This is a genomic window from Streptosporangium vulgare, assembly GCF_042428775.1.
GTDB lineage: Bacteria > Actinomycetota > Actinomycetes > Streptosporangiales > Streptosporangiaceae > Streptosporangium > Streptosporangium vulgare.
The window spans coordinates 1-824 of sequence record NZ_JBHMBS010000129.1; the positions used below are offsets into that span (position 1 = coordinate 1).

The following is an 824-nucleotide window of genomic DNA, read 5'->3' on the forward strand; positions in this document are numbered from 1 at the left end:
CGGGTGGATGTGGTTCAGCCGGTGTTGTGGGCGGTGATGGTCTCGCTGGCGGAGGTGTGGCGTTCGCTGGGGGTGGAGCCGGCGGCGGTGGTGGGTCATTCGCAGGGGGAGATCGCGGCTGCGGTGGTGGCGGGTGCGTTGTCCTTGGAGGACGGTGCGCGGGTGGTGGCGTTGCGTAGCCGGGCGATCGTGGCGCTGGCGGGCCGGGGCGGGATGGTGTCGGTTCCGTTGCCGTCGGCGGAGGTGGCCGGGCGGCTGGCGGGGTTGGAGGGGCGGGTGTCGATCGCGGCGGTCAACGGTCCGGCCTCGACGGTGGTCTCGGGGGAGGTGGACGCGCTGGACGGTCTGCTCGCGGAGTACGAGCTGGCCGGGGTGCGGGCCAGGCGCATCGAGGTGGATTACGCCTCGCATTCGGCGTATGTGGCCGCGATCGAGGACGAGCTGGCGAGGCTGCTGGCCCCGGTGACCCCCAGGAGTGGCGAGGTCCCGTGGTATTCGACGGTGCGGGGGTGCTGGCTGGAGGGTGTGGAGGCCGGTGGCGCGTACTGGTACGAGAATCTGCGCGAGACGGTGGGGTTCGGTCCGGCGGTGGAGGCGCTGGCGGGTGAGGGGTTCCGGTTCTTCGTGGAGTGCAGTGCGCATCCGGTGTTGCGGATCGGGGTGCTGGAGAGTGTGGAGGCGGCCGGGCTCGCGGACGCTTGTGTGGTGGTGGGGTCGTTGCGGCGTGATGATGGTGGGTTGCGCCGGTTGTGGACGAGCGCGGCCGAGGTGTGGGTGCGTGGTGGGGAGGTGGACTGGGAGCGGGCCATCGCCCCGGCCCGGCC

1 protein-coding gene is annotated in these 824 nt (G+C 72.1%); it reads left to right on the forward strand.

Annotation, left to right across the window (positions count from 1 at the left end):
• Nucleotides 1-21 precede the first annotated feature (21 nt).
• Nucleotides 22-824: acyltransferase domain-containing protein (locus ACFFRH_RS44305; RefSeq protein ID WP_386164212.1), on the forward strand; the 803-nt coding region annotated here is incomplete at its 3' end.